Genomic DNA, 21,237 nt, shown 5'->3' with positions numbered 1-21,237 from the left:
GATAATGATTATGATTTAAAAAAATAAAGCCACCATTTCATTGGGTTTGACAAATTTTCAGTCTCTGCATTTTCTCTTGATTTGGAAACATCCCCGGCTTGCGGGATGACCACCAAATTTTCACCTGGTTTTTTAAGACCCATTTTTAATTTTGCCTCCTGTTCTATAAAACTATCTGATTTAAAATAATCAATGAGCTGGCTAAATTCCTGATTCTGCCTGCCTAAATTGGCAATTTCTTTTTGTAAATCGGTGATTTCCGAATCCACGCGATAATTTTTAATTGTGCCCTGCGCCAAACCAAATAAAATTGCCAGAAATAAAGCCACGCAGGCAATTAGAAAAAATTTGGAGAAAAATAAATCCGGAAGGAATTTGTTTTTTCTTCTTTCTCTCATATGCATATATTATAGCCTTTTTTTCGTAAAATTTCCAATAATTTCGTCTTCATCTTTATTTACTTGTTTTTTAGCATCTGCGGGCTCAATTTCCTCTTCAAACTCCTCATCTTCATCATACTTTGAGAGCTCATCAACCAATAATTTTTTCAGGCTTAATTCACCCAATGTTTCTTTATATTCTTCAAGCAATTCTGGCAAATTGTAATCCTCATATTCTTCCAATTCTTCCTGATTAAGCCAGTTGTCTGTTAATTGCTCTTTATGCTTATTATTAATACCCGTTACTTCTTTAATCTCAATTTTTTTGCCAGTCTGCTCTTTTATCAGATCAGCCAAAAGCTGGTTGATTTTGGCCGGTTCTTTGAGGTTTTGTAAAACCAAAGCCGCGCCTGTCGCCTGAATTTTAATAATGCCTAATTGGAAAATAGTCTGGATAAATCCTTTGACCGAATAAGAAATATCCAAAATTTTGTCATAGCCAATTTCTGAAACTGTCTTATGCCAAAAACCCTTTTGGTCAATATCAATCAGCCGGCCGGTAGTTACAATAAAAACATTATTATACCAGATAAAAAATTCTCTACCTCCGTAAAATATGCCCGTACCCAATATGGCCAAAAATAAGGCTACTCCCGCTGAACCCCAGCTAAAAAGCTCAAACATTAAAAAAAATGCGCCTAAAATTAAAATTGCGGTGATCAAAACTTGTTTGGCATAGGTCACCAGATGATGATGTAAAACAACCACCAGTTCTTCATCTGGCCGCAAACTTATTTTTTTGGCAAAATATTTGTCAGACATAATATTTGAATTACGAATTATGAACTATGAATTATGAAATCATCTCATATCTCATAATTCATATCTCAGAGTTAAAATTTAATAATCTCCGCTTTACTAACTACCTCCTCTAGTAATTTCCCAAATCCCCAGTCCTTTTCAGTATCCAAAATTAAATTTAAATCCGCGCGGGTAACCGGATGTTTAGGGACATAAAGTGAACAGCAATCTCCAAAAGGTTGGATTGAAAGTTCATAAGTCCCTATCTTGGCCGCGATTTCAATTATTTCTTCCTTATTAAAACCGATCAAGGGCCTTAAAATCGGCAAATCAATTGCTTCAGAAATCGCGCGAATATTCTCAACAGTTTGCGAAGCCACCTGACCCAAGCTTTCACCCGTAACTAAAGCCAAAACATTTTCTTTGAACGCAATTTTTTTAGCAATTCTTAACATCATCCGGCGATAAAAAATTACGCGATAATCTTCTGGCGCTTTTTGTAAAATTTCTTTTTGAATTTCCAAAAATGGTACTATATATAATTTAGATTCAAACTGATAATCGTTTAAGACCTTAACCAAGTCCTTAACCTTTTCCTGATTTTCTTTGGGCGTGGAAGGATAGGAATCAAAATGGATATAAACAATGGGCGCTCCCCTTTTTTGCATTAAATTAGCAGCCACTGGCGAATCAATGCCGCCAGAAATTAAACACAGCAATTTATCAGACACGCCAACAGGCAACCCGCCCCGGCATTCAAATCTTTCAAAATATAAAAATGCAAAATTTTCCACTATATCAACATAACAATTCAAATCAAAATTTTCCAAATCAACTTTTTTCTTTAATTTCTTAACTACCATAGCGCCCAATTCCCCGCTTAACTTTTGAGAATCCAAAGGAAACTCTTTATTAGTTCTTCGCGAAGTAATTCTAAAAGTTTTAAATTTTTTTGTTTTTATCAAAGAAAGCAAATCTTTTTCCAGCTCTTTCAAATCCTGGGATGAATTCCAGGCAAAGGCAAAATACTCAATACCAAAAACCTTTTGCAACTGGGCTTTGATCAAGTTTAAATCATAATCTTCCTCAATTTTAACAATAATCCTGCCAGCAACTTGTTTTAGCCAAAGTTCGCCCAAATCAGCTAAAGCCAGTTTGATATTGGCAATTAGTTTATTTTCAAAAAAACTGCGGTTCCCGCCCTTTAACGCAATTTCCCCATAGTGAATAATAATATACCCGTCCATATTCTTAATTGTATTTTCTTTATTCTTAATCTTACTATTATTTTAACAAAAATTTCCATTTTCGCCAACCATTGACAGATTGAATAAAATATGATAAATATATCATATAGCCCCAAACAAAGGAGGAAAGACATGAAAGACAAAATTAACTACATTAAAATCGTTCTTCTAACCTTCGTGGTTGCCATTTCGGGTGGTCTAATATTCACTACCATTCAAGTACTTATGGACCACTTATCAAAAAGTGGCAATTGGACGAATGTCCAAATCTTGATTTGCTTTTGCCTCAACACAGTCATGATTTGGATCTACCTTATCATCAGAGAAATTGTTGATCAGAGAAATGCCATGAGATATAAAATCCATGACTGAATCAGCCGTCTAAAAACCGCTGACTTTCCGCAACTCTATATCCTGGACCCAATGTGGTTCGGGATTTTTTATTTAAAAATTTATACCCTGCTTTAGCAGGCCAAATAAAAAAGCTCACTTCCGCCGTCGCTATGCTTTGGCCCGCTTCGCCGAGGCGAGCGGACAAGAAAGTGGGACATAAATTTGGCAGGCGATTTTTTGATTAATTCCCCCACATTGAAGAAGCGATTGGCAATCGCTTCTTCGTCGGGTCAAAAAAATGCCAATCAAAAAATCGCCTGTCTAGGCGAAATTTCACTTAATCTTTCATAAAACTTTTAATTGTAGCCATTTTATCTTATCATAAACGTTTCCAAGCTATTGAACTATTAAGACTGGGTTGACAAAATCTCTAATCTGCGCTTAAATTAAGGCAAACTACAAGGAGGTTCTTTAAAAATGCAATATCTTAATTGGGAAAATATAAGCCAAATAGCCATCTGTATCTTTGGCATCTTGGCAATAATTCTCATTTCCCGAAAAAACAAGTGGGGTTTTGTTTGCGGTTTAGCCTCGCAACCCTTCTGGTACATAACCACGTATCATAATCATCAATGGGGCATAATGTTAATGAATGTGGTTTACACTGGCAGCTGGATTTACGGTATTTACCAATGGTTTTACAAAAAACCATAACAAGAACTTTGAAAGGAGAAAAAGATGGAAAAAAGATGTCTCTTGTCAGTAATAATCTTTTCCCTGTTTCTGTGTATGCTTGTTGGCTGCAACAGCCAGGGTCAAGCCACATATGATCCGAGCCTTATTAAGGAGCTCGCTTCAGTCCAAAAAAGCGATTTTATCCAGCTAAAAGACGGCCGATTAATGGTCGTCTATAATATCTGGTGTGAGACCAATAATCCCAAAAAATGCGAGCTACAGCTCCAAATCGGATATAATTTAACCCATGAACCTTACCGCATGCGCCTAGAATACTGGGCGCCGCAAGTTGAGAAAATCATTCGTTATGGCGATCCGACCTGGGCAATGCTGGCCAAGAAATATCTTGATAATAAGTAAAGGAGGATTGAATGGAAATCAAACACAATACTTACTTTGATGGACAAGTCCAATCGCTGGGCTTTACCACTTTCTTGGGTAAAAAAGCAACAATTGGTGTTGTTCTTCCCGGTAAATACGATTTTGGTATCGCCAAAGCCCCTGAAAGTATTACCGTTATTCACAACAAAATCACAATCAATGGCACTGAATATCGCGCCATTTCATCCCAGGACTGTGATATCAAAGTCGGCGATCCCATCATCTTCGAAGCAACAGAACCAGCCACATATATCTGCTATTACGACAAGTAAAAAAATTAAGATAGAGCCAAAGTACCTGTCGCGGCTCTTATATCCTGGACCCAATATGGTTCAGGATTTTTTATTTACAAAATTATACACTGCTTTAGCAGGCCAAATAAAAAACCCACTTCCGCTGTCGTTATGCTTTGGCCCGCTTCGCCGAGGCGAGCGGACAAGAAAGTGGGGTATAAATTTTAACAGGCGATTTTTTGATTAATTCCCCCGCATTGAAGGAGCGATTGGCCAATCGCTTCTTCGTCGGAGAATCACATTACCAATCAAAAAATCGCCCATTGCCTGGCGACTATAATTTAACCTAAATCAAAAGACTCTAAACCTGAATTCTGGGAAAAATCTGCAAATTATCCAAATCTTCCAAATCTGCTGATGGCACAACTTTATGCTTTTTCAATAAAGAAATTATTCTATTCACCTTTTCATCTTCTTTCCTAAGTTTAGAAATTACCCCGCCTTCCAAATCTGCTAATTTGTCATCCAGATAAGACTTTGTTACCATTTGCGATTCTACGCTATTTAACCTTTGATCAACCTTATCTAATCTCTCACAAACAACGTCTAAAGCAGGAGAGAGATTCTTATCCCAAATTTGACCAAATTTATCTTCAAAAGATTGGTCTACAACTTCTTTAATTTGTTTTAAATCTTTTTCTTCCATAAAATAAATTTAATTTAAATCATCTTTATTATAACTTAAAATTAAATATCAAGCAAATTATTAATAATTCAGATTTCGGCTTTCGTCATCCGGAATTAACCAAGAATTTCTTTCAAAACCTCCCTCGTTACATACCGATCATCCCATGGCATTTCCTGCCCATTTGATTTAATGCTTTGTTCAGTGCCCTTGCCAGTAATCAAAACCAAATCCCCTGCTTGTGCCATCTGGCAGGCAAATTTTATGGCCTCGCGGCGATCAGGAATTTTAAATAAATTTTCATTGGCAATTTTCCCTGCCTCAATCGCACCAGCTGCAATTTCATTTAAAATCTTCTCTGTCGGTTCATCATAAGAATCCTCATCAGTAATAATTGTCACGTCAGCATGCTGTCCAGAAAGTTTGCCCAAAACCGGACGTTTAACATGATCGCGCACGCCGCCGGCTGAACCAAAGACATGAATAATTCTTTTTTTAGGAAAAAATTTTATTGTTTCAAAAATAATGGCAAAAGATGCCGGATCATGCGCGTAATCAATTAAAACATTGAAATTCTGGCCTTCATTAATGGCTTCCATTCTGCCAGGCACGCCGGTCACTTTAACCAAGGCTTGTTTACATTGCTCCATTGAGATGCCAAAATTACGCGCTACGCAAATCGCAGCTAAACAATTATAAACATTAAAATTACCGATTAAATTGGTCTGTATATCATCAAGCCCGATTCTGAAAAATGTGCCATCCATTTTTAAGGAAATATCCCCTGCCCTCAGCACTTCTGCCTCTGGTAATTTACCCTGGTGGTTAATGGCATAAAGGTATTTTTTATCAGCTGAGAAATCAAAATAATACTGCCAATGTTCGTCATCTAAATTAACCACTGAAGTTTTGGGGATTAGCTGGCCATTAATTTTCTTACGGCGAAATTTAAATAAATTGGCGAATAATGTTCCTTTAGCTTTTTTATAATTTTCAAACGAGCCATGGGCTTCTATATGCTCCGGAGTTAAATTGGTAAAGACGGCCACATCATAATTAATCCCCCAATTTCTGTGCTGCATAATTCCCTCAGACGAAGTTTCTATGATTGCATACTGACAGCCGGCTTTAACCATTTGCCACAGCATTTTTTGCAAAGTAACTCTGCCCTGCATGGTCATGTGCGTATCATTTAACCATTCCTGGCCGGCAATTTTAAAATTAACCGTGGTCATTAAGCCGACTTTGGCCCCGCTTTCTTCCAAGATCTTGGCAATTAAATTGCAAGTTGTTGATTTGCCATTGGTGCCGGTTACGCCAATCACAATCAATTCGTTGGATGGAAAGCCATAACGATAATTAGCCATAACAGCTTCCGCTTTATGGAATTTCAGAATTAAATTTCTTGGTATTAATTTTTTGAGTAATGCTTTCATAAGGATACTAATTTACTAATATTTTGCCTGCCTGCCGGCAGGCAGGCTAATAATACTAATCAAAAAAGTAATAAATATTAGTATCATTAGTATGAGATTAGTATATTCGTTTCAATTAAAGATATAAGCATTCTAACATAATTATTTAGCCAAATCAACCTTGATCCTGCACTTCACTTCGCAAAAAGCGAGGTTGACTAAAAGCAATTATGTATTTATTATTAAATTAAGGAGGACAGAAAATGAGAAAATATCAAAAGCCCTATTACAAACATGTAAAAGGACTGGACTTTATCTGGCGGCCATTACGTGACAAATGGGAAGTTGTTTGTCGTCAATGTTCCGGCTGCCATGGCTGCAGATAATTTGTCCCAATAAAAAAGCCGGTTCCGCAACACGGAATCGGCCTTTTTTAAATTTATATTTTCTTTTTGCTAAAATATTTAACTATTTCCACCCAGGCTGTGGCAGCCAAAGCGATTAAAATTACCCAAAACCAATGTTGGACTGCTAAAGGAACCGTGCCCAAAGCTTTGTTTAAACTGGGCAGATAAACTGAGGCAAAAATTAAAATTAAGCCATATAATACCGAGAGGTAAAGATAAGGGTTGGTAAATAAATTTTCACTGGCCAAAACAAATTTCTTTAAATTTTTAAAGGAAAACAAGTAAACCAAGCTAACCAAAGAAAAAGCGGCAAAAGTTATTGTTCGCGCCAAAAGTAAATTATTGGCTGTTTTATAATAATAGATAAAAACACCTAACGCCATTAAACCAATTGTCAAGCTGACTGCAAAAATTAAAAACTTCATATATTTACTCAAAATATTTTCCTTGTTCAAATCTTTAGGTTTTTCCAGCATTAAGCCCCTTTCTTTTGGTTCAAATCCCAGAACTAAATCAGGCGGGCCATCACAGATTAAATTTATCCATAAAATCTGGACAACAGTTAAAGGCGCCGGTAAATTTAAAAGCATGGCTGAAAAAATAAGAGTTATAGCGGCAAAAGAATTGGATAGGACATAACCGACGACCTTTTTTATATTAGCGATAATCAAACGGCCTTCTTCAATTGCAGCGACAATAGTTTTAAAATTATTATCCAGCAAAATTAGATCCGCTGTTTCTTTGGCGACTTCTGTGGCGCTGCCAACTACCACGCCAATATTGGCTTTTTTTAAAGCTGGCGCATCATTAACGCCATCTCCAGTCATGGCTACAATCTCCCCTTCCTGCTGTAAGATTGAAACAATTTTTAATTTTTGCAAAGGCGTAACCCTGGTAAAAACAACTGCATTTTTAACTGCCTTAATTAAATTATGGCCAGTTAAAACTTCCAATTCTCGGCCTTCAAGCACACTATTACCGGTTATTTTAAAGCCTAAATTTTTAGCCACTCTTTCAGCTGTCAGGCGGTAATCCCCGGTCACAATTTTAACTTCAATTCCGGCCTTATGGGCAATGCTTATCATTTCCCTGGCTTCTTTGCGGATTGGATCTGCGATCCCAAACAAACCAAGCCAGATAAAATCTTTTTTGTCTTGCAAATCATTTTCTTCTTTGTAAATCAAGGCAATAATTTTCAAGCCTTCATCTGCCCAGGTTTCAATTTGCTTCAAATGCTCTTTCCGTTCTTGTTCGCCTAAAGCGCAAAAATTAATAATAATGTCTGGCGCGCCCAAAATAAATGCATAGCGCTTATCCTCAATATTATTTATAGTCAGGGAATATTTCTTAGCCGGATCAAAAATTTCTTCTTCCAGGCGCGGATATTTTTCCAAAATTTGAACCGGATCTTGCTTGCTATTTTGTTTTGCATATTCCCACAATCCTACTTCCACATTGCTTTTTTGGTTATTTGTTAAAATCAAACCTAAAGTCGCCAATTTTTTATCTGCTAAATCGGCTTTAATTATTCTCATGTTCCCCTCTGTCAAAGTGCCTGTTTTATCAGTACAAATAATAGAAGTTGAGCCCAAAGTTTCAATGGAAATTAATTTTTTAACTAAACCATGACGTTGCAAAACTCTTCTCATACCCAAAGCCATGATTACTGTAATAGCAATTGGCAAGGCTTCAGGGATGGCAGATACTGACAAAACAATTGCCACCTCTAACATTTTTAAAAAATTCTCTCCGTAAGACAAACCTAAAACTAAAATAAAAAAACAAATAACTAAAATTAATTTTGCCAATGATTTAGAAAAATTCTCCAATTTAATTTGAATCGGAGTTTTAGCTTCTTTGATCTCAGCAAGCGACTGCCCAATTTTTCCAATTTCAGTTTCAGTCCCTATTTTCTCCACTCGCATTATGCCATGGCCAAGCAAAACGCTGGTGCCCATAAAAAGCCGGCTGCTGTCAGGACTTAATTTTTTTTCAACTGCTTCTGCCTCGCCGGTCAAAATCGCTTCGCTAACCAAAAGATTTTGGCATTCCAGCAATTTGCCATCAGCTGGCACTTTATCACCAGTATTTAAAATCACAATATCGCCAGGCACTAAATATTTAGCCTCTATTTCTTGGCGCTTATTGTCGCGCATTACTATGGCTAAAGGTTTTAAATATGTTTTCAAAGCCACCAAAGTTTTTTGGGCATTATATTCCTGAAAAAAACCAATCAATACATTTAACGCAGTAACAACCAAAACAAGGATAGCATTGATATATTCACCCAAAATTATGGAAATTAAGCCAACCAGGACTAAAATATAAGTTAAAGGACTTTTTACTTGCGACCATAAAATAATCAGCCAAGACGGTTTCTCCTTGGCTAAAATTAAATTTAAGCCGTATTTCCTTTGTAATATTTTAACTTTTTTGCTGCTTAATCCTTGATGCATATTTTAAATTATAGCAAAAATCTTGACAATTTTCAAAAAAAGTATTAATCTATACTTAACAAGTTTTGTTGTTTTTGATATGCTTCTATTAACCACAAAATGGTTATTTTTTATTTCAGCGTCGCGGGGTAGAGCAGTTGGCAGCTCGCCAGGCCCATAACCTGGAGGTCGCCGGTTCAAGTCCGGCCCCCGCAACAAAAAAATTAAAAATTCAAAATGCGAAATTAAAAATTACAAACAAAAATTAAAAATTTTTAATTTAAAACTGTAACTTTAAACTTTGCATTTTGCATTTTAAATTTTTACGACTTGGTAGCTCCCGCCTTCGCACCTTGTGCTATGGCGGGCAGGCAGCTTTAAATTATTTATGATTGACAGCCAGCTTCGCTACCTTTACTTTTAATAATGAGAAGTTATAAAATTACATATACGACTCGGTAGCTCAGCTGGTAGAGCATCTGCCTTTTAAGCAGAGGGTCCTGGGTTCGAACCCCAGCCGGGTCATATTTAAAAAGCTTGCCAAGAGTGGCAAGCTTTTTTAGACCCTCTGTTTTAATGAAAATGTATTAGTCCTGCCTGCCCGCAGTAGCAAAGCGAAGGTGGGAGTTCGAACCCCAGAGCCGAAGGCTCCCCTTTGGGGCCGGGTCACAAATAAATCAAAAACGAAATATCCTACCCCAGAGCCGAAGGCTCCCCTTTGGGGCCGGGTCACAAATAAATCAAAAACGAAATATCCTACCCCAGAGCCGAAGGCTCCCCTTTGGGGCCGGGTCATAAATAAATCAAAAACGAAACATCCTACCCCAAAGCCGAAGGCTCCCCTTTGGGGCCGGGTCACAAGAGAAAGAACATGCCAAGAGTGGCATGTTCTTTTTATTTAAGCAATAATTATTAATGATCAAATTATTAATAATCATTGACAGTTTAAAAAAATCTTGCTATACTAAAAAATCGTAAATTTAAAATTAATTTAAGGAGGAAGTGATGGAAGTGTATGGAATTGGGGAAAATGGAGTCGTAGAACCCTTTTCTGAATACCGAGGAAAAGAAAAAATGAGACCCCAACCTCAGGAAGATGAAATCGTTACAGTTGTTTTTTATCGCGCAGAGGAAACCCAAATTAAAGGTATTGTAAAGCAGGATTCTGCCAAACATGATCCGGCCAGAACAAAAATAGTTTTTATCTATGGCTACGGGCCGGAAAAAGCCGTAAACTGGGAAGGTTATTTACCGCGAGATGAGGAAGAATGGCGCTGTCGTGTGATTCAAGATACTCTGCCTGAAAATCCTCACCGGGGAGTGCTTAAAGTCAGGCTTATAGAAAACCTGACAGCCAAGCAAAAAACAGCCGAAGAAAAAGAACGCGACTTTTATGCGCCCATCCTGCGCCACATTGACAATCTTGAGACTGCGCATGAAATTGAAAAATTAGCGCAACAAATACTCAGTGATGAGCTTGGCCTCAAGGAAACTATTACCTTGATGGAGTCTGTCGCTGTCCCCAGTGTAAAAACCTACTGGGATGCATCCAAAAAAGCCAGAAACGAAAAACAGGAAAAGCTGATTGACAGGCTGTGGAGAAATTTCGAGGGCAACTGGCAATCTTACGTTCTTGCAATTGCCGCCTGGCTGGAGTATTTATTTTCAGTCGGCATCAAAGACGGACCTGAATTTCAGTTTTTGGGCAAAGGTTATTTCCGGTGCGGCAACTGCCAAAAAAGCATGAAAATTTCCAAAGAACTGAATCGGGAATTTAACCGCCAGGAAGAAATAATGGTTGTCTGCGAACACTGCGGCAGCAGACATCTTGCCAAAAAACCCGAGTAAAAAACAAAAACCCCAGAGTGAAAAAATCGCTCTGGGGCTTTATAATTGAGAATATTATTGCAAAACTTCTGGCAATTCTTCGGTTTCAAATTCAATTAAATCCTTCTTAGTGTTCAATGCCCGCCAAAAGCCTTCGTGTTTAAAAAGTTTTAATTTTAATTTGGGGAATACTTCATATTCCAAACTGCCCTTATCTGGCAAAACTGGCATTAAATCTTCTCTTTTAAATAGATACCAGCCGCAACTAACCCAATCACTTAGCATTGGCTTTTCCTCAAAAATCGCATAACCATCTCTTTCTTTTATCAAGCCAAAAAGCAAGCGCAGATGTGCCACGCAAATTGTATTATAATAATTTTCTCCCAATTTTCCCAAATCAATATCAGTAATATCATCGCCATTTAAACCAAGGACATAATCAGCGTTAGTTTTTTGTAATGCGAGTTTAAATGCTCCAGCTGTGCCCAACGGCTCATTTTCAACTGCAAAATCAATTGGCTGTGTGGGATAATTTTTTTTTACATAATCAATAATTTCCTCAGCCTTATACCCTAATGATAAGACAATTTTTTCAATCTTTTTTGAATTCAAAAGATAATCCAGCTGATAAGCTAAGATTGCTTTATCTTTTACCTTAACAAGTGCCTTTGGCAAAACATCCTCCATGCGATTGCCTTTGCCTCCGGCTAAAATTATGGCATCCATATTTTTTAATTTAAGATTTACCTAGCACCTTATAGATTAAATCCACATACCTTTTTCCCGCGTCTTTATCAATTAAAGTTGAGATATTGCGCGATAAGGTAATTAATTCTCCAGGGTTGTTTATTAAATATAAAATAGCTTCGGAAAAAGTTTGGGGAGTTAAATTATTTTGATTTAAAACTTTGACCGCGTTATATTTGGCAAAATATTGGGCGTTTAATTCCTGGTGGCCTGGCAAAGGTATTACTAACGCCGGTTTGCCCAAAACAGATAATTCAGTCAGAGTTGAAAATCCAGCGCGGCTGACCACCAAATCAGCTGCAGCATATGCATCAAAAATTTCTTGATTTAAAAATTCATAAGCCCTATAACGTTCTTCAAGCCGATTGTTTGTCTGGTGGTTATAATAATCTCCAAAAAACTGACTTATCCCTTTGCCTTGGCCGGTAATATGGAGAACCTGAAAATTCTCAGATAAATTTCCGATTGTTTCTAAAACCATTTGATTAATAGTTTGAGATCCAGTACCCCCGCCTAAAATCAAAATAGTTTTTAAATTAGGATTGAGCTTAAAAAATTCCATGGCTTTTTGCCTGCTGCCGCCAAAAATTTCAGAGCGCACAGGATTGCCGATATGAAAAGTTTTTTTAACATCAAAATATTGCAAGGAATCGCCAAAAGCAACTGTAATCGCCGTGGCTTTCTTGGCCATTATTTTATTCGCCAAACCAATCTCTAAATCTTGCTGATGGACAAAACGCGGAATTCTCAAAATCCTGGCAGCGTAGAAAACTGGCACAGAAATAAAACTGCCAGCTGTCACCACTACTTCAGGTTTAAATTTCCGCAAAATAAATATGGCCTGGACAGTACCTAAAAAAACCAAAAGTGGAGTAAAGATATTGGCTAAACTAAAATATTGCCTTAGTTTGCCGCTGATTATCGGTTTAAAAGGAATTTGATAATTGACTAAAAAATTTTTTTCAGGTCCTGTTTTGGTTCCCAGCCATAAGACCTCAAGACTTGGATCTTTTTGTTTTAATTCTTCGTAAATACCGACTAAAGGAGCCACAGAACCCATTGTTCCCCCACCTGAAAAAATAATTCTCATATATTCTAAGTTAAAATAATTATAATTTTCTCTTATTTTTTCAAATCACAAATACCAAATAACAAATATCAAACAAAATTCAAATACCAAATTCTAAATAACAAACGTTTGGAAATTAGGACTTGAACATTGTAATTTATTTGGCCTTCGCCAACCGAAGTTGGCTTCGCCCAACGTAGGTTGGAACTTGATGCTTGTAATTTGTAATTTACAATTTCATATTTATTCCCTTGTCTGCCTGGAAATATTTACCACTATACCGCAAGCTGCCAATAATACTGTCATAGAAGTGCCGCCATAACTTACAAATGGCAAGGGCACGCCAGTTAACGGCAATAAGCCGACCATGGCTCCAATATTAACAAAAGTTTGCACAATAATCCAGGCCATGACGCCAACGACCAGAAGCTTAGCGAAATTATCAGGCGCATTTTGGGCGATTTTAAAGCCGCGATAAACCAGATAGAGAAGGCCTAAAATTAATAAAGCGGACACAATAAAGCCTAATTCTTCGGCAATGATCGCAAAGATAGAATCACCTGCTACCTCAGGCAGATATTGGAATTTCTGGCGCGACATGCCAAAGCCCCTGCCCCAAAAACCGCCAGAACCAATGGCTAAAAAAGCTTGATTAATATGATAGCCAATGCCTTGCGGATCAAGTTCCGGGTGTAAAAAGGTCATTAAACGCGCAGTGCGATAAGGCGCGATTTTTATTAAAACAAAAAGGCCGAGCAAAGAGGCCAGGCCAATTCCTAAAAGATGCGAAATTTTCGCGCCGCCAATATAATAAACAACCAGGGACACTAAAAGGATTATTGTCATTGTCCCCAAATCCGGCTGGAGAAGCAATAATAGCGTAATTAAACTTAATACCGATAAAAAGGGCTTTAACCCCTCGGTAAAATCACTAGCTTTTTTTTGACCCCTGTTTTCCAGCCAGGCTGAGAGATAAATTAAAAAAGTTAATTTTACTAATTCTGAAGGCTGAAAAGAAAAACCCAAGATGTCCAGCCAACTTTTCGCATTGCCATAGTCAGCGCCAATACCCGGGACAAACACCGCAACTAAGAGAACTACAGAGCTGACTAAAAACCAAAAAGCCATTTTTTTCCACGTCCGATAATCAATCAGTGAAAATATAAAAAACAAAATTACGCCGGGAATTAAGCCAAAAATAATCTGATGCTGCAGATAATGATAGCTATTATTAAATTTTTCATAGGCCAAAGAAACGCTGGCCGATGACAGCATGATTAAACCAAAAATTATAATCACTGCCAGAGTGATAATAAAACGATAATCTGCCCGATGCCAGGTTTTTGCTATAAATCTCATTTGATTTTTTCCACTGCTTTATTAAATTGGTCGCCGCGGTCAAATTCATTGATAAATAAGCCAAAACTGGCTGCCCCCGGCGATAATAGAAAGATATCGCCTTCTCTTAAAATATATTTGGCTTGCTTAAATGCTTCAGGCATTGAATCCACAAAAACTAATTCCTGATTAAAATTTATCTTTTTCAATTCTGCAACTAATTTGTCAGTAGCTGTGCCTTCAAACAAAATCAAGGCTCTTACTTTTTCTTTTACGACTCTGGCCAGATCCTTAAAAATTAATTTCTTATCAGTTCCGCCAGCCAAGAGGACAACCTTTTGTTCAAATGAATTCAAGGCAGCGATAACCGCATCTGGAGTAGTGGCGGTTGTATCATTATAATATTTTATTCCTTTAAATTCTCTGGCTAATTGCAACCGGCCTTCAATTCCTTTAAATTGCCGGATAACTTTTTTAATTATGGGGTTTGGCACGCCAAAATTTTTAACCAAAGTTATGGCTCCTAATATATTAGATAAATTATGGCTGCCTGGCACCTGAATTTCATTCTGACGGATAATCCTTTGCCTATTACCTTTATCCTGAAAAATTAGCCAATTTTTTTCCAAAAAAGAACCGTTTTCATTTTTATTCAATTTTTGCAGGCTATAAAAATAAACTTTTTCTTCAGCAGTTTTTGCCATTTGGCGCGTCCGATTATTATCTTTATTTAATACTAAAACATCATCTGGTTTTTGAAATTTAAAAATCAAAGATTTGGCCTGGGCATAATCATTTATATTTTTATAAGTATTCAAATGATCTATTAAAACGTTTGTAATTAATGAAAAACGCGGGCTAAATTTACTGGCTTCTAAACCTTCCAGTTGCCAGGAAGATAATTCCAAAACAACAGGCGTATCTTTTTTTATTTTTGGCAAATAGTCCAAGGGTGAAATCCTGATATTCCCTCCCAAAATTGTGTCTTTTTTCCAGGCTTTAATAATCTGATAGGCCAAACTGCTTGTGGTACTTTTGCCTTTTGTGCCTGTAATTCCAATGATTTCAGCCGAGGGGCAAAGTTTCAAAAAAAGACTCAAGTCTGTCTCTATTGGTATTCCCTGTTTTCTAGCGACTGCTAAAAATCTTGAATCACGGCGCACGCCTGGATTCTGGATAATCATATCCGCATTTCTAAAATCTTCCAGATGATGTTTGCCCAAGACATATTTAATTCTAAAAGCCTTCAATTTTTCAATTGAAGGTTTAAGCTGCTTTTGATTTTTTAAATCAGTCACAGTCAGGACAGCGCCCTGTTTGGCTAAAAATTTTGTAATGGCCAAACCGCCGCCATGCAGACCCAAACCCATTACCGTGATCTTCTTATTTTTAAAATCAAACATATAAATAATTATAACATTTGGGCTTGTTTAAATCAAAAATCCCCTCCTGTGAAACAAGAAGGGATTTTCAAAAAAAATTTTATTTATTTATCAAGGCGACAATCAGGCCAAGAGTTAAAACAATTGAGCCAAAAACAATGGCCATGGCCAGATTTTTTCTTCTAATTTCCTTCCACACATTTATTTCTCCGCTGAAAAAATTTAATAGCCAGGCTAAAATCGCAGTTCCGCCGGCTAGCACGACTGCCAAAGCTAAAACCCAGCCTAAAATTAAGACATAGTCAAATAAAACTAGATGCATAATTTTTTTTAATTATTAGTTTTGATTTTTGCCCCCTAAGGCCAATGGCCTCCCCTTGGGAGAGGTCACTTATATTAATATAATATAATATACTAACTTTTAAAATTTAACAGGAATGCTGACTAAATTTTCTTCACTGCCATCTTTTGCGCTGGTTGAATATACTTCTACAAAACCTTCTTTGGTTAAAGTAAAGTCATAACTTATATCCAGGCTAAAATCTCCCCACTGGCCGACTTCTGGTGATTTTACAATTGTTGCCTCTTGGATTAAGACCTTGCCGTCCTTGCCTTTGACTCTGACATTAACCTGGTTTTCAAAAACTCTGGCACGGCCTTCAACCTTAAATGGCGAAACAAGCTGTTGATTAACAAGGGGATTTGTGACTTCAATATTTTGAGCAGTGACTGCCGGCGCGGGCTGAACTGAAGAACATTTTTCTAATTTCAGAAGTTCATTAGAACAGGAATTATACCAGCCTTCATCAGCTGTGCCTGCCTTCTGGCAGACCTTTTGGCATTGGCCGACCTTGCACTCTCCGCGAAAATAAGCCCATTCCTCACAGATGCTATTGTCTTTAAAAATACAGATTGCTGCTTCCCCACCTGCAGTTGCATAGGCTTCAGTCGTACCGCCATCTGTAACGCACTTTACTGCTGCTGGATTAGCTATGGCAGTATTAGTATTCGCAACATTGGTATTTGCATTTACGTTTGCATTCGCATTATTATTTGTATTTTGCGCTGGTACTGGAGGAATTAAAACATCCTCACACCAGGGAGGCAGATAATTATCGCCTTGAATAGTATCAATTAAATAGCAAAGTGGAGAAAAAGTTTTAGCCAAAATCCCGACATTGGCAAATGGCACCAAAAAATACCCGATCAAAAATAGGATCAGAATAATGTTTAATAATATGGAAAATTTATACAAATTTGATCTGCGCATATGTTTAAATTAAGTATATATATTATAGCATAATATGCCAAAAAATACACAAGAGCTCAATAAAATTAAAAAGCCCCGAACAACATTGTGTTCAGGGCATTGCTCGCAGTTTCCTAGGAGTTATTTCCCATTTTTAGAAAGGAAAATATTTCGGGTCAAAAGGATAATCCTCATTTTGGTCAATTATGGCAATCCGCATTTCACCAGTTCTTGATTGGCAATCATAAGTTGCCCAAAAGTAAACGGGATCAACAGATTTTTCAGCTGGTGCTGATTTTCCTCTTAAAAAATACCTCTGTTCATGAGGAAAAATTTCGTACAAATCTCGAAAATCACCAAGTACGCGACCTAATACTCGCCAAGAGTCACCATCAATCACAATCCTAATAAGTCCTTCAACCCGCACCCTGATTTCAATTTTAAGACGATTTTTCCCGAAATCTGTACCCAAAGCACAATTTTTTCTTTCAGCATCAAAAAACACTGTTTGTGAATCAGCCAGCGCCTTTATCACCAAATCCCACTTATTTGGCCCGCCAACGATTCTCACCTCATCAGACTTTACCTTGCCTTCGTTTACCATACAGTAAACCTCCTGTGAAAAAACTTTTCCTTGGCATACACCAAGGAATCTAACTATACAGCTAGATACTTCAACTTAACAAAAATAAAAGCGCCTGTCAAGGAAACGAAGGTAAAACAATAGTAAGACATAGTAATACAATTGTCTTACAACTATATTACTATGGTCTTACTTAACTACCAGATTTCATAATTCAGCTTTCAGAATTCAGAATTAATATATCTTATCCATCAAAACCATTATCACCCCAATTACCGCCATCACTGTCGCAATCAGCCAAAACCTCATTACAATTTTACACTCTGGCCAGCCTTGCGCTTCAAGATGATGATGCAAAGGCGCTGATAAAAAAACTTTTCTTTTAAATAACTTTTTGGAAGTTATCTGAATTAACACAGACAAAGCTTCCAGGACAAATAAAAAGCCAATGATTGGCAAAATTAAGGCAGAATTAGTCAGCATGGCGACAATACCCAAAGTCACGCCCAAACTCATTGAGCCAGTATCCCCCATAAAAAATCGCGCCGGATTGATATTAAACCACAGAAAGGCCAAAAGTGCGCCAACAATCACTCCGCAAAAAGTTGCCAGATCATATCTGCCTTGAGTAAATGCAATAATTGCAAATGCGCCGAAAGCTGAAGCCAAAAGTCCGCCGGCCAAGCCGTCTAAGCCGTCGGTAATATTTACCGCATTAGCCGCGCCAACAATTATAAATACAAAAATTGGGATATACCACCAGCCGATCTGAAAATCGCCGACAAATGGTATGCGCATTAAATCCCAGTCTAATTTAAAATAAAACCACAAAGCGCCGATTAGTGCAATCGCAGAATATATCAGCAGCTTATAACGAATTTTTAATCCCCCGCCATTTGGGCCTATGCCCCGAATATTTAATACATCATCAAGCAAACCAACGAGAGCCGAAGCTACCAAAGCGCCCAAAGGCAGAAGAGTTTGGGAACGAGTTAAAAAATTCAGCTGGGAAAAAATTTCCAAGCCGCTCCATTGAGACAGAAAATAAAAAAATAATGCCAAAACTAAAGTAGTGCCCCAGATTAGAACTCCGCCCATTGTCGGCGTACCTGCTTTGTGTTCATGCAATCCGGCCATAATCGGGGCATTATCAGCCGTGCGAATTTTTTTGCCTAATTTAAATTTGTATAAAAAATAAGTCAGAGCCGGTGTCCACAAAATTGTAATTATAAAAGCCAAAGCAGTTAAAAAGAAAATTTTGATAATAATAAATGTGTCCATATAAGTTTAAAGTTAAAAGTATAAAGTTATAAAGTACTATCTTTTAACTTTACTAACTTTATAAACTTTCTACTAATTATATATTAAGTAAAATTAAAAAAATCGCTGCCGCAAATAAAATGACCTGCAGAAGCGTCTGGGTAAAAATTAAAAAATAACTTATTAATTTTTCTCTGATATAAAAAATGTAAGCCAAAAAATTATTAAAAATTATGACAAATAATCCAAGAATTGGAAGAACAAAAGCCTGGGTCCAGTCGCCGACATTATCAATGCCAAAATAAATATTGTAATGCAGATAAATCTGCCCTAATTCCGTGGAATAAGCAAAGCCATGCAATTTATACCAAAGTATAAACCAAGTTATAATGTTTAAAAAAATACTGGCAAAAAAATTAATTTTTACCATTAAATCCTCGCGAAAAGGATGCTCTAAAAATTTAGAAATATTATAGAATATCACGGAATTAATTTTTAATTTTTAATTTAAAATTTATAACTTAGGTATATTTTGATTATATTTTATCACATTTTATATAAAAATAAAAGCCCCTATTTCTAAGGAATTTTATTCGAAACATTCGCCTGCCTGCCGGCAGGCAGGCATTATTCGAAGATTCGCATTATTTTTTTATAGGAGACATTTTACGCAGCCGCTCCACAATCTTTGGCAATACTTCAAGCACCTTATCAATTTCCTTTTCAGTTGTCCCCTTACCCAAAGTAAAACGCAAGGAGGCATGGCAGGTTTCTGCTGGAATGTTCATTGCTCGTAAAACATGCGAGGGCTCCAAAGATCCAGAAGCACAGGCTGAACCAGTTGAAATAGCAATGCCCTCCATGTCTAACATTAAGAGCATGCTTTCGCCTTCAGCATTTAAAAAACTTACATTAGCGTTGCTCGGCAAACGATTTTCCAAATCACCATTAATCTGAATATCAGGAATTTCCTTTTTAATACCTGCGATCAATTTATCCCTTAACTCCCTAATTTTGTCATTTATTATTGGCGATTGATTATTGACGAGCTCAACAGCCGCTCCCAAGCCAACAATTCCAGGCACATTATAAGTCCCTGGCCTGATATTATATTCCTGATGACCGCCAAAAGTAATTGATTTAATTGGCGTACCCTCTTTTATATATAAAGCGCCAATGCCTTTTGGCCCGTAAATTTTATGGCCGGAAATAGTAATTAGATCAGCGCCTAAATAGTCGGCCTGCATTTTGCAATAATTAACTGCCTGAACCGCATCAGTGTGAAAATAAATTTTATTATAAACGTCATTTAGCCCGCCTTGGCCGAGGCCAGGCTTCTGGCTTTCTGGCTTCTTGGCTTTTTGGCTTTTATTAACCTTTTCCAACATTTTCCCAACTTCCCGAATCGGCTGAATCACGCCTGTTTCATTATTAACGTACATGATAGAAACTAATATTGTATTATCTTTAATCACCTTTTTAATTTCCTCAACTTCAACCAAACCTAATTTATTTACTCCAATATAAGTCAGCTCAACCAAACCTTCTTTGGCCAAAGCCTGGCATGTTTCTAAAATAGCAGGATGCTCAATTTTTGAAGTTATAATGTGATATTTTTTATCATCTTTTTTTCGGAAGGCCATAACTAACCCACGCAAAGCTAAATTATTGCTTTCAGTCGCGCCAGATGTAAAAATCACTTCTTTAATTTTACAGCCAAATAATTTACTTAGCTGTTCTCTCGCCCAATCAACGCCTTTCATGGCTTCCTGACCAAAAGAATGCACTGAAGACGCATTGCCAAAAACATCAGTCAAATACGGCTGCATTTTTTTCAAGACCGCGGGATCAAGCGGCGTAGTCGCAGAATGATCTAAATATATTTTTTGCATAATTATAAAACATTAATATTAAATTTTTTAAATTCATCTAAAACTGCTCCCAAAGGAAGCCCCACAACATTAAAATAATCTCCTTCAATTTTTTTAATTAAACTGGCGCCCTTGCCCTGAATCGCATAAGCTCCGGCTTTATCTAGAGGTTCGCCTGTATTAATATAATTATAAATTTGTTGAGAACTTAATTTTCTAAAATAAATTTTTGTGACAACTGATTTAGTAACTTTCTTTTTATTTTTCAAATCTACAATGGTAAAACCTGTGATAACAGAATGAGTTTTGCCATTTAACTTATTTAACATTTTAAAAGCTTGAGCTTTAGTGTGCGGCTTTCCCAAACGATGATTTTTATAAACTATAAAGGTATCAGCCGCAATAACTATTCCATTACCTTTTATTCTTTTAACTACATCCAAAGCCTTATTTAAAGATAGAAATTCAGCCAATTTCTTTGGTGACATTTTCAAACTCATATCTTCCTCATAATTACTGGGCACAACTTTAAACTTTACACCGATTTGTTTTAATAGCTCACGCCGACGCGGCGAACCAGAAGCTAAAATTATTTTTTTCATATTTTATTAAATTAAACTGCCATAACTTCTTTTACTCCCTTAACTTCCTTTTTAAGTTCTGCCTCAATCCCCATTTTCAAAGTCATTTGCGACATTGGGCAATGTGAACAAGAACCTTGCAATCGCACTTTAACAATCCCCTTTTTCTCATCAACCTCCACTAATTCAACATCACCCCCATCCATTTGCAATGAAGGCCGTATTTTTTCAAGTATTTTTCTTACTTCCTCTTTCATATGTATTTAAATTCTAATTAA

The 21,237-nt window shown here is 36.9% G+C and carries 23 protein-coding genes and 2 tRNA genes; 7 read left to right on the top strand and 18 right to left on the bottom strand.

Features of this window, described 5'->3' with window-relative positions:
• Positions 1-8: 8 nt before the first annotated feature.
• The 3 genes from WC460_01105 to thiI all read right to left on the bottom strand — a co-directional run bounded on the left by WC460_01105 (position 9) and on the right by thiI (position 2,428).
• A complete protein-coding gene (locus WC460_01105; GenBank protein MFA5187942.1) occupies positions 9-398 on the bottom strand; it encodes a septum formation initiator family protein in 390 nt (129 codons plus the stop codon).
• Positions 399-407: 9 nt separating this feature from the next.
• Positions 408-1,202 carry a PH domain-containing protein gene (locus WC460_01100; protein MFA5187941.1) on the bottom strand — a complete coding sequence of 265 codons (795 nt, stop codon included), beginning with the start codon at positions 1,200-1,202 and terminating at the stop codon, positions 408-410.
• A gap of 71 nt (positions 1,203-1,273) precedes the next feature.
• Positions 1,274-2,428 (bottom strand): tRNA uracil 4-sulfurtransferase ThiI, encoded by a 1,155-nt coding sequence (gene thiI / locus WC460_01095; GenBank protein MFA5187940.1) that lies wholly within the window; start codon positions 2,426-2,428, stop codon positions 1,274-1,276.
• A 225-nt stretch (positions 2,429-2,653) separates the two neighbouring features.
• On the opposite strand from thiI, the gene WC460_01090 reads away from it, so the two are divergent.
• The 4 genes from WC460_01090 to WC460_01075 all read left to right on the top strand — a co-directional run bounded on the left by WC460_01090 (position 2,654) and on the right by WC460_01075 (position 4,149).
• A complete protein-coding gene (locus WC460_01090; protein ID MFA5187939.1) occupies positions 2,654-2,800 on the top strand; it encodes a hypothetical protein in 147 nt (48 codons plus the stop codon).
• 438 nt (positions 2,801-3,238) lie between these two features.
• On the top strand, positions 3,239-3,475 hold the full coding sequence (locus WC460_01085) for a nicotinamide mononucleotide transporter (GenBank protein MFA5187938.1): 237 nt from the start codon (positions 3,239-3,241) through the stop codon (positions 3,473-3,475).
• 24 nt (positions 3,476-3,499) lie between these two features.
• Positions 3,500-3,856: a hypothetical protein gene (locus WC460_01080; protein ID MFA5187937.1), complete on the top strand. Its 357-nt coding sequence runs from the start codon at positions 3,500-3,502 to the stop codon at positions 3,854-3,856.
• Positions 3,857-3,867: 11 nt separating this feature from the next.
• Positions 3,868-4,149 (top strand): pyrimidine/purine nucleoside phosphorylase, encoded by a 282-nt coding sequence (locus WC460_01075; GenBank protein ID MFA5187936.1) that lies wholly within the window; start codon positions 3,868-3,870, stop codon positions 4,147-4,149.
• A gap of 322 nt (positions 4,150-4,471) precedes the next feature.
• On the opposite strand, the gene WC460_01070 is transcribed toward WC460_01075, so the two are convergent.
• From WC460_01070 to WC460_01060, 3 genes are all read right to left on the bottom strand, one after another.
• Positions 4,472-4,816: a hypothetical protein gene (locus tag WC460_01070; GenBank protein MFA5187935.1), complete on the bottom strand. Its 345-nt coding sequence runs from the start codon at positions 4,814-4,816 to the stop codon at positions 4,472-4,474.
• A 95-nt stretch (positions 4,817-4,911) separates the two neighbouring features.
• Positions 4,912-6,231, bottom strand: a complete 1,320-nt coding sequence (locus WC460_01065) for a UDP-N-acetylmuramoyl-L-alanyl-D-glutamate--2,6-diaminopimelate ligase (GenBank protein MFA5187934.1) — start codon at positions 6,229-6,231, stop codon at positions 4,912-4,914.
• A gap of 418 nt (positions 6,232-6,649) precedes the next feature.
• On the bottom strand, positions 6,650-9,073 hold the full coding sequence (locus WC460_01060; protein MFA5187933.1) for an HAD-IC family P-type ATPase: 2,424 nt from the start codon (positions 9,071-9,073) through the stop codon (positions 6,650-6,652).
• Positions 9,074-9,195: 122 nt separating this feature from the next.
• On the opposite strand from WC460_01060, the gene WC460_01055 reads away from it, so the two are divergent.
• The 3 genes from WC460_01055 (at position 9,196) to WC460_01045 (ending at position 10,900) form a co-directional block, all read left to right on the top strand.
• A tRNA-Met gene (locus tag WC460_01055) sits at positions 9,196-9,268 on the top strand.
• 236 nt (positions 9,269-9,504) lie between these two features.
• Positions 9,505-9,577: transfer RNA gene (locus tag WC460_01050), tRNA-Lys, on the top strand.
• Between the two features lie 480 nt (positions 9,578-10,057).
• Positions 10,058-10,900, top strand: a complete 843-nt coding sequence (locus WC460_01045; protein ID MFA5187932.1) for a hypothetical protein — start codon at positions 10,058-10,060, stop codon at positions 10,898-10,900.
• A gap of 54 nt (positions 10,901-10,954) precedes the next feature.
• On the opposite strand, the gene WC460_01040 is transcribed toward WC460_01045, so the two are convergent.
• The 12 genes from WC460_01040 to WC460_00985 all read right to left on the bottom strand — a co-directional run bounded on the left by WC460_01040 (position 10,955) and on the right by WC460_00985 (position 21,216).
• Complete coding sequence (locus tag WC460_01040) at positions 10,955-11,605, bottom strand: sugar phosphate nucleotidyltransferase (GenBank protein ID MFA5187931.1); 651 nt, start codon at positions 11,603-11,605, stop codon at positions 10,955-10,957.
• 10 nt (positions 11,606-11,615) lie between these two features.
• Complete coding sequence (gene murG, locus WC460_01035; GenBank protein ID MFA5187930.1) at positions 11,616-12,716, bottom strand: undecaprenyldiphospho-muramoylpentapeptide beta-N-acetylglucosaminyltransferase; 1,101 nt, start codon at positions 12,714-12,716, stop codon at positions 11,616-11,618.
• A gap of 222 nt (positions 12,717-12,938) precedes the next feature.
• Positions 12,939-14,054 (bottom strand): putative lipid II flippase FtsW, encoded by a 1,116-nt coding sequence (gene ftsW, locus WC460_01030; GenBank protein ID MFA5187929.1) that lies wholly within the window; start codon positions 14,052-14,054, stop codon positions 12,939-12,941.
• Positions 14,051-15,436 (bottom strand): UDP-N-acetylmuramoyl-L-alanine--D-glutamate ligase, encoded by a 1,386-nt coding sequence (gene murD, locus WC460_01025; protein ID MFA5187928.1) that lies wholly within the window; start codon positions 15,434-15,436, stop codon positions 14,051-14,053. The genes ftsW and murD overlap by 4 nt, the downstream gene beginning before the upstream one ends.
• Positions 15,437-15,515: 79 nt before the next feature.
• Positions 15,516-15,737 (bottom strand): DUF350 domain-containing protein, encoded by a 222-nt coding sequence (locus tag WC460_01020; GenBank protein ID MFA5187927.1) that lies wholly within the window; start codon positions 15,735-15,737, stop codon positions 15,516-15,518.
• Between the two features lie 99 nt (positions 15,738-15,836).
• The gene (locus tag WC460_01015) at positions 15,837-16,685 is read right to left on the bottom strand and encodes a Gmad2 immunoglobulin-like domain-containing protein (protein MFA5187926.1); all 849 of its coding nucleotides are present in this window, start codon (positions 16,683-16,685) and stop codon (positions 15,837-15,839) included.
• A gap of 133 nt (positions 16,686-16,818) precedes the next feature.
• Positions 16,819-17,268 (bottom strand): hypothetical protein, encoded by a 450-nt coding sequence (locus tag WC460_01010; protein MFA5187925.1) that lies wholly within the window; start codon positions 17,266-17,268, stop codon positions 16,819-16,821.
• Between the two features lie 213 nt (positions 17,269-17,481).
• Positions 17,482-18,528 (bottom strand): phospho-N-acetylmuramoyl-pentapeptide-transferase, encoded by a 1,047-nt coding sequence (gene mraY / locus WC460_01005; protein MFA5187924.1) that lies wholly within the window; start codon positions 18,526-18,528, stop codon positions 17,482-17,484.
• 76 nt (positions 18,529-18,604) lie between these two features.
• Entirely contained in the window at positions 18,605-18,991 is a 387-nt protein-coding gene (locus tag WC460_01000; protein ID MFA5187923.1) for a hypothetical protein, read from the bottom strand.
• A 160-nt stretch (positions 18,992-19,151) separates the two neighbouring features.
• The gene (locus WC460_00995) at positions 19,152-20,399 is read right to left on the bottom strand and encodes a cysteine desulfurase family protein (protein MFA5187922.1); all 1,248 of its coding nucleotides are present in this window, start codon (positions 20,397-20,399) and stop codon (positions 19,152-19,154) included.
• A gap of 2 nt (positions 20,400-20,401) precedes the next feature.
• The gene (locus tag WC460_00990; protein ID MFA5187921.1) at positions 20,402-20,980 is read right to left on the bottom strand and encodes a Maf family protein; all 579 of its coding nucleotides are present in this window, start codon (positions 20,978-20,980) and stop codon (positions 20,402-20,404) included.
• Between the two features lie 11 nt (positions 20,981-20,991).
• Complete coding sequence (locus tag WC460_00985) at positions 20,992-21,216, bottom strand: NifU family protein (protein MFA5187920.1); 225 nt, start codon at positions 21,214-21,216, stop codon at positions 20,992-20,994.
• Positions 21,217-21,237: the final 21 nt, after the last annotated feature.

The sequence above is a fragment of the Patescibacteria group bacterium genome (assembly GCA_041651155.1).
Lineage (GTDB): Bacteria > Patescibacteriota > Patescibacteriia > CAIXNZ01 > CAIXNZ01 > JAPLYF01.
Note: the sequence above shows the minus strand (reverse complement) of the source record. Positions and strands in the feature narration are given on the sequence as shown.